The 7,144-nt window shown below is 39.6% G+C and carries 7 protein-coding genes; 3 read left to right on the forward strand and 4 right to left on the reverse strand.

Annotated elements, in window-relative coordinates; all coding sequences use genetic code 11:
- Nucleotides 1-1,884 precede the first annotated feature (1,884 nt).
- The 3 genes from I8752_RS35790 to I8752_RS35800 all read left to right on the forward strand — a co-directional run bounded on the left by I8752_RS35790 (nt 1,885) and on the right by I8752_RS35800 (nt 4,301).
- Nucleotides 1,885-2,061: a ribbon-helix-helix domain-containing protein gene (locus I8752_RS35790; RefSeq protein WP_214436884.1), complete on the forward strand. Its 177-nt coding sequence runs from the start codon at nt 1,885-1,887 to the stop codon at nt 2,059-2,061.
- 297 nt (nt 2,062-2,358) lie between these two features.
- Nucleotides 2,359-3,798, forward strand: coding sequence for a 9,9'-di-cis-zeta-carotene desaturase (gene zds, locus I8752_RS35795; protein ID WP_214436885.1), 1,440 nt, complete (start codon nt 2,359-2,361; stop codon nt 3,796-3,798).
- A 56-nt stretch (nt 3,799-3,854) separates the two neighbouring features.
- Nucleotides 3,855-4,301, forward strand: a complete 447-nt coding sequence (locus I8752_RS35800; RefSeq protein ID WP_214436886.1) for an SRPBCC family protein — start codon at nt 3,855-3,857, stop codon at nt 4,299-4,301.
- Between the two features lie 48 nt (nt 4,302-4,349).
- Here the strand turns inward: I8752_RS35800 and I8752_RS35805 are convergent, their stop codons facing one another.
- From I8752_RS35805 to cobQ, 4 genes are all read right to left on the reverse strand, one after another.
- Entirely contained in the window at nt 4,350-4,568 is a 219-nt protein-coding gene (locus tag I8752_RS35805; protein WP_214436887.1) for a type II toxin-antitoxin system HicB family antitoxin, read from the reverse strand.
- Nucleotides 4,561-4,773, reverse strand: a complete 213-nt coding sequence (locus I8752_RS35810) for a type II toxin-antitoxin system HicA family toxin (RefSeq protein WP_214436888.1) — start codon at nt 4,771-4,773, stop codon at nt 4,561-4,563. The genes I8752_RS35805 and I8752_RS35810 overlap by 8 nt, the downstream gene beginning before the upstream one ends.
- Before the next feature lie 577 nt (nt 4,774-5,350).
- Nucleotides 5,351-5,590 (reverse strand): 2Fe-2S iron-sulfur cluster-binding protein, encoded by a 240-nt coding sequence (locus I8752_RS35815; RefSeq protein ID WP_214436889.1) that lies wholly within the window; start codon nt 5,588-5,590, stop codon nt 5,351-5,353.
- A 15-nt stretch (nt 5,591-5,605) separates the two neighbouring features.
- Entirely contained in the window at nt 5,606-7,093 is a 1,488-nt protein-coding gene (gene cobQ / locus I8752_RS35820) for a cobyric acid synthase CobQ (protein WP_214436895.1), read from the reverse strand.
- Nucleotides 7,094-7,144: the final 51 nt, after the last annotated feature.

Raw genomic sequence — 7,144 nt, forward strand, 5'->3', positions numbered from 1 at the left:
ACACAAATGAATTTACGATTACAGTTTGAGTTACGCTATGCAGTACTTAGCGATAATTCTGAGTTTTTAGAGAATAAAAGTAAAAATTTTGACGTTGGATCTAATGTCCAAGGTGATTGCACAAATTGAGTCAAAAGATTTGCGCGAAAGAGGGTTCCCGCAACGTAGAGTAAAATAGCCTCTAAAGCATTGACAGTGCTGAGTGCTGAGTAAAAATACTAGTCTCTAGCCCCCAGCCCCATTTTCATGCATGGCGATGAAAATTTTTTCATCGGGACTGCCTTCGCCTCCTGACTTGAAAAAGGGTGTAGGGTGTGGGGTGTAGGGAATATTCCTTTTTCATGCATGGTGATGAAAATTTTTTCATCGGGACTGCCTTCGTCTCCTGACTTCTACTTATTTTATAGTTGCTGATTGCAGGTATCATTTCATGACAAGGTCACTTTACCGAAACTTCATAAAGTACGTATATTTTCATATTTTTTTGATGGCTGTGTAGTTAAATTAAGTCGATAGAAAGCTGCACAATACCCAACATCAAACTAACAAAAGGTTAGTTTTTCTATATTTATTGATTTAACTTGAATATTCGATCGTTATCTCAAGCATTTTTTGCTGATTATTTTTGTTGTTTGTCAAAAATGTTAATTAAACTTTTAGGTTAATAACTTTTTCTTTATGTTTTTTTTATGAAGAAGAACGAGTGTATTAAATAGTCATTGAATGAAGATTATTTAAAGCATCTAAATCCTGGTTATAATAGCCGTACACAAGAAAATGACAGCAAATATTACTACAAGTGAAAAGTTGCTAAAGCATAATTTTTTTTTCAAAAAGGAGGTTAGCACAAGAATTTTTAAAGTGTTTTAGATATAAAACATCGAGAAGATAAAGACAAAATTCTACATTAGCAATGAGCCAAAAAGTATTTACATGAAAAGTATATAAATGAATATGATAAAAATCTAAATAAGACTTTAAATCTGAAATTCTTGGTAAAACCAATAAAAATCAGCAATTTTTTCAAAAATTTTAGGAGAGTTTGTCTAACAACTAAAACAAAACTAAGCTCCTTCAGTAGTCTTTAGAAACAAGACATGAGTCTCAAAATCATCTGGGACTAATAGCAGATAATTGTTTTAAGGTATCTCCAAAAGTATTGGATATTTACATCTAAACATCTATATCTTGCGCTATATCTAATAACAAGACTACTGAAGGAAAGCGATAGACTTAAGCAAATAGCAATCTATATCAAATAGGTATTTCCTAACCTATAAACTAGAGATAAGTAGTGCAGATGTATGTAACAGTAAAAATAACTAGGATTTGACAACACACAATAGTCATTGATGTGGTTGTTATCAAGTTATACGATCCTAACTAGGTGAAATTAAAAATACTGTTCTCTGTGAAGGCATCGTTCCTTAGTAGATACTTTAGGGCCATTGCTCGCTATAGATACCACGTTGGTATAGCTACTAAGTAACACCCTATAAGTCTTATGATGGAATATCTTTCCTCTAGAGATATTAGGTTACCTTAAATGGTAAAGAAGGCGAAATGCTTTTGATAAAGAAGAATTTGAGCAATCTTGTTTGAGTGAATAGGAGGTATCTCAAATTCATTTAGACAATTTAAATGTCAACCTTTGTTGAATTAATCTGGAGGTCACTGTATCTATAGTGTGAAAGTTGGCTATCTTTCCTGTCACAATAGTAATCCCATCCTTATATTTTACTGGAAAATGATAAACAAGTTGACAAAGCAAGCGTTTTTAGTATTAGTGGGATTGCTTGTTTCTCGACACAAACTCTGATAATCTTATCGTCTTCATCTAGAGTTAGTTGTTTTTTTTGATGATGTTAACACACAGCAGATAACATGGTAATGACTAATAAAAAATGGGCCGTCAAACGTATAACTGTGAATTTAGCAGCACAGGAAGCAGAGAAACTAGAAAAATATTGTCAGCAAACAGGTAGACCTGCAACTGATGTGATTCGTGAATTAATTAGAGGGTTACCTGTATCCGATGATAGTAAGGAAACCAGTAGATAAGGAGGTGTTTCGATCGCATCAAAACTCATCATTTTTAAAACCAAAGAAATATCTGTAACGCTTTTTTAGTTCGCATTCATTGGCTAGAGTTTGTGTAGATAAATACAATTGCATAAGTAATAAGCCCATCCCATCATCAGGATTAAAAAGCAAATTTATTACCAAAAGGTATAGCACTGTTGTGCATCTACATGTTTCCTATATTGTGCATCTACATAGTGGTGGGCTTGACAGAAGTAGCAAATTCCGACACTAACCCAGTTACAATCTGTAAAGAAACTGAAAAGGAAGGACGGAATGCGCGTTGCAATCGTAGGTGCGGGACTAGCTGGGCTGGCAACCGCTGTAGATTTAGCTGATGCTGGCTGTGAAGTCCAGATTTTTGAGTCCCGTCCGTTTGTGGGTGGTAAAGTCGGCAGTTGGATTGATGGAGATGGCAACCATATTGAAATGGGGTTGCACGTATTTTTTGGGTGCTACTACCAACTGTTCGACTTGATGAATAAAGTGGGGGCATTGTCGAATTTACGGCTTAAAGAACATACCCACACTTTTATCAACAAAGGGGGACGTACTGGAGCTTTAGATTTTCGCTTCTTGACAGGTGCGCCTTTTAATGGGTTAAAAGCATTTTTTACAACTTCTCAACTCTCTTTACAGGATAAATTGCAAAATGCGATCGCCTTGGGTACTAGCCCCATAGTTCGCGGTTTGGTAGACTTCAACGGAGCAATGAAAACCATCCGCGACCTAGATAAAATCAGCTTTGCTGACTGGTTTCGCAGTCACGGTGGTAGTGAAGGTAGCATCAAACGCATGTGGAACCCCATTGCCTACGCCCTAGGATTTATTGATTGCAACAATATTTCTGCGCGCTGTATGTTGACAATTTTCCAGTTTTTTGCAGTTAGAACTGAAGCTTCAATACTGCGGATGCTGGAAGGTTCCCCTAATAAGTATCTGCATCAGCCCATTCTGGAATACTTGGCTGCTAGGGGCACAAAAGTTTATACGCGTCGGCAAGTGCGAGAAATTCAGTTTACTGAAGAAAGCGAACAAACTCGCGTCACTGGCATAGCAGTTGCCGAAGGTGATACAGCAGAAATTATTACTGCGGACGCTTATGTTTTTGCTTGTGATGTGCCAGGAATTCAGCGTATACTACCGCAAGAGTGGCGTAAATGGTCAGAATTTGACAATATTTACAAATTGGATGCAGTGCCAGTTGCAACCGTGCAACTGAGATTTGATGGTTGGGTGACGGAACTGCAAGACGAGGAAAAACGCAAACAGCTAAATAATGCGGTAGGGATAGATAATTTACTGTATACTGCCGATGCTGATTTTTCTTGTTTTGCGGATTTGGCTTTGACTAGCCCTAGTGATTATTATCGTCCAGGACAGGGGTCATTGTTGCAGTTAGTGCTGACACCAGGAGATCCGTTTATTAAACAAAGCAATGAAGCGATCGCGCAGCACGTCCTCAAGCAAGTCCACGAACTGTTCCCCTCATCACGAGAGCTAAATATGACTTGGTATAGCGTGGTGAAATTGGCTCAGTCTCTCTACCGAGAAGCGCCGGGAATGGATGCCTACCGCCCCGACCAAAAGACACCAGTACCTAATTTCTTTCTCGCGGGTAGTTACACTCAGCAAGACTACATCGATAGTATGGAAGGTGCAACAATTTCTGGACGACGCGCAGCAAAAGCAATTCTGGAGAACGTCAAGCAATAGCTATTAGTGCTGCGATCGCTTATCTATTACAATTCAAAATCTTAAATCTAAATAGAATGGCAGATTGGCTAGAACATAGCGTACAAGTAGAAGTAGAAGCTCCCATAGAGTTAGTATGGAGTCTCTGGTCTGACTTAGAGCAAATGCCCCGCTGGATGAAGTGGATTGATTCAGTCAATATTCCACCTGACAATCCAGATATATCTCTTTGGAAACTAAATACTGGCGGTTTGGAATTTACCTGGAAATCCCGCATTCTGAAAGTTATCCCCAATCAAATTATTCAATGGGAATCGGTTGATGGCTTGCCAAATCAAGGAGCGATTCGCTTTTACGATCGCCACAGCAGTAGCATCGTCAAAATGACAGTCTCCTATGCTATTCCTGGTATTCTTGGCAAAATCATGGATAACTTGTTTTTAGGACGGGTAGTTGAATCGACGATTCAAGCTGATTTGGAAAGGTTTAAACAATATGCTTTGGATATCAAGTCTAATAGCTAAGGCAGTGGTTTAACTACCGTCGGCAAGTTGACATCGCAAAAACTGAAACTATGCGGCGTTACACACTGTAGGTTCTGGAAGGGGATCGCCTACAGTTTCGTAAGCAATAATTAGAGATTCTAAGGCTTCAATGCCGTTGGTTACTGCCAATTCGTAAGTATCCCCATGAGTTCGCCAACGTTGTCCGGGAAAATCCGGTAATCCTACCAAGAAACAATTATCTTCTTCTGACCATTGAATAACCATCTGGTATTTCAGATTACTCATCTTGTTTTTTCCTTTCGACTTCCGCTATTGCTTGTTTTATTTCCTTCTCTTGGTAGAACTTAGCATCTGCTCCGTCTTTACCTGAAACGGTGATTTTTCCAGTATATAAGGGATGTACCCAGTTAGTATGACTTCCTTTGCCTGGAAGTTCTATAAAACCATTTTGACGAAGCATTTGCTTAAGTTCTCTAATTTTTTTTGTCATTATTTTAAAATTTAAATATTAAATATAAGATTAATAAATAATTAGTCAATTTATTTTGGCCTACCCTCAGCAATTCAGATGTGTTGAGGATAAATTGCTAATAGTTTACCTTTACCTTTCAATTTCCTCTCAGAATTTAGAAGATTAATTGGAACATCAGCTTTACCATAGTCAATCAAAGTAGTAGGCATCACCGTTTACACATAAGTAAGACGAGATTCTTACTGTAAAACAGCAAAGCCAAAGGCAACAGTATCCACTAGCAGAGCAGCAAGATAGCGGTTATTAAGTTGCTTTATTAATTTAGTCTTTAAATATAAAATTAAACCAAACTGAGTAAGTCTCAGCTTTGGTAAATTGTATCTGATTATTGGTTAAAATTTCACAAAACGCTCAAAATTTTCCTAATTTAGATTAGAATCCGCCAAAATCTTGATATCAAAACACTTTCATGTTTAACACTGTGAACGTTTTTTATTGAAATTATTGAGAAGCAACTTTACCAAAAATCACTTGTATCAATTGCGCGGATTCAATTCTGCTAATGATGCTACGATTGGTAATTTAGATTATTCATCTACCAAGTTGGGTCACTGTATAAATTTATTGTTATTTCTTCCCGTTTTGGTGGTATTGCTGTAATACAAGCGCGGAGGATCTCTCCATCCTCAAGTTCCACCGTGCAAGCGTGACAAGACCCCATGAGACAGCCCGTAGGAATAAGCACTCCAGCCCGGTCTGCTACATCCAATAGGGCTTCTCCCACTTCGGCATCAACGGTAATATCATCTGGTAAAAAGCGGACGCGAACGCTCATGAAATACTAGTTTAACTAAGACAAAAAAGGTGTTAAGTCTAAATAGCTTTCGACTTCAGTGGCCAAAGAGTCCAAAATCTGCTCTCTTTGTTCTCGGTAGTTGGCAACACCAGTTGGCAAAGATTTCAATCCCCGCTGTTGACGGAGGCGATTTAACCAAGCGCGTCGCCAAGGCCCATTGTCAAAAAGCCCGTGGAGATAACTCCCCCAAACTGATTGACAGCTATCCACTAACCCTAAGTTAACATCATCGAATAGAGGTTGATAGGCTTGACTATCTCCTTTCTCATTTTGCGGCTGTTCGATGCGCGATCGCCCTTGGTGAATTTCAAATCCGTTCACTGGTAAGCCCATTTGCGGGTAATTTGAGCTAACTTGGCGCTGACGGGCTATTTTTTGCCCTGTAATTACTGTTCTGATGGGTAAAAGATTTAAACCTTGAAATCTACCAGCTTGTCCTTCTATACCCTCTGGGTCGGCTATCATTTGACCTAACATTTGGAAGCCACCACAGATGCCCAATACTGTGCCCCCAGATGCGGCATAGTGTTGTATTGCTTCTGCCATACCGCTTCTTTGCAGTAATAGCAAGTCAGCAATTGTGGTTTTTGTACCTGGGAGAATTACAGCATCTGGGTGTCCCAAATCTTGTTTCGGACTGAGGTATTTTACAGAAACTGTGGGTTCTGATTCTAGAGGGTCAAAGTCGGTAAAGTTGGCAATCCGCGGTAAGCGGATGACGGAGATGTTGAGGTCAGCGTGAGTTTTGCGTGAATTACGATCGAGTAAGTCAAGGGAATCTTCCGCCGGAAACGTTTCTTGAAAATAAGGGATAACACCAACAACGGGGATACCAGTACGTGCTTCTAACCATTTTATTCCTGGTTCTAAAAGCGATCGCTGTCCTCGGAACTTATTAATTACAACACCTTTAATTAGTTCGCGTTCTTCAGGTTCTAGTAACTCTAGAGTCCCAATCACATGGGCAAAAGCACCACCGCGATCGATATCGACTACCAGTAAAGTTGGTGCATTTAAATATTTAGCCACCCGCATATTAGTCAAGTCGCGGTGCTTGAGGTTAATTTCTGCCGGACTCCCAGCGCCTTCGCAAATTAGTAAATCAAATTCTGTACCCAAATGCTGTAGGGATTCTTCGATTGTTCGCCAACCCAGTTCAAAATATTGCTCGTAATAATCCGCAGCGTTGACCTTGCCTACAGGTCTGCCCTTAATAATTACTTGGGAAGTCATATCCCCTTGAGGCTTGAGTAAAATGGGGTTCATTTCTACCCAAGGCACAACTCCTGCTGCCCAAGCTTGTACCGCCTGAGCAAAGCCAATTTCTCCTCCACTGGCAGTGACATAGGCATTTAAAGCCATATTTTGACCTTTAAAGGGAGCCACTCGCCAACCACGCCGCGACAAAATGCGACAAATAGCTGTGCTTATCAGTGATTTCCCTGCATGGGATGTTGTTCCCACTACCATAATTGCTTTCATAGTCACTATCAGTTTTTCAAAATAAGGGGCAGAGGGGAGGAGGGGCAGAGG

Origin of the sequence: Dendronalium phyllosphericum CENA369 (genome assembly GCF_016056275.1) — a bacterium.
Taxonomy (GTDB): Bacteria; Cyanobacteriota; Cyanobacteriia; order Cyanobacteriales; family Nostocaceae; genus Dendronalium; species Dendronalium phyllosphericum.

Coding starts and splice junctions, on each gene's coding strand:
- I8752_RS35815 (WP_214436889.1), bottom strand. CDS start 5,590: ATGAGCGTTCGCGTCCGCTTTTTACCAGATGATATTACCGTTGATGCC.
- I8752_RS35805 (WP_214436887.1), bottom strand. CDS start 4,568: ATGAGTAATCTGAAATACCAGATGGTTATTCAATGGTCAGAAGAAGAT.
- I8752_RS35790 (WP_214436884.1), top strand. CDS start 1,885: ATGGTAATGACTAATAAAAAATGGGCCGTCAAACGTATAACTGTGAAT.
- I8752_RS35810 (WP_214436888.1), bottom strand. CDS start 4,773: ATGACAAAAAAAATTAGAGAACTTAAGCAAATGCTTCGTCAAAATGGT.
- cobQ (WP_214436895.1), bottom strand. CDS start 7,093: ATGAAAGCAATTATGGTAGTGGGAACAACATCCCATGCAGGGAAATCA.
- I8752_RS35800 (WP_214436886.1), top strand. CDS start 3,855: ATGGCAGATTGGCTAGAACATAGCGTACAAGTAGAAGTAGAAGCTCCC.
- zds (WP_214436885.1), top strand. CDS start 2,359: ATGCGCGTTGCAATCGTAGGTGCGGGACTAGCTGGGCTGGCAACCGCT.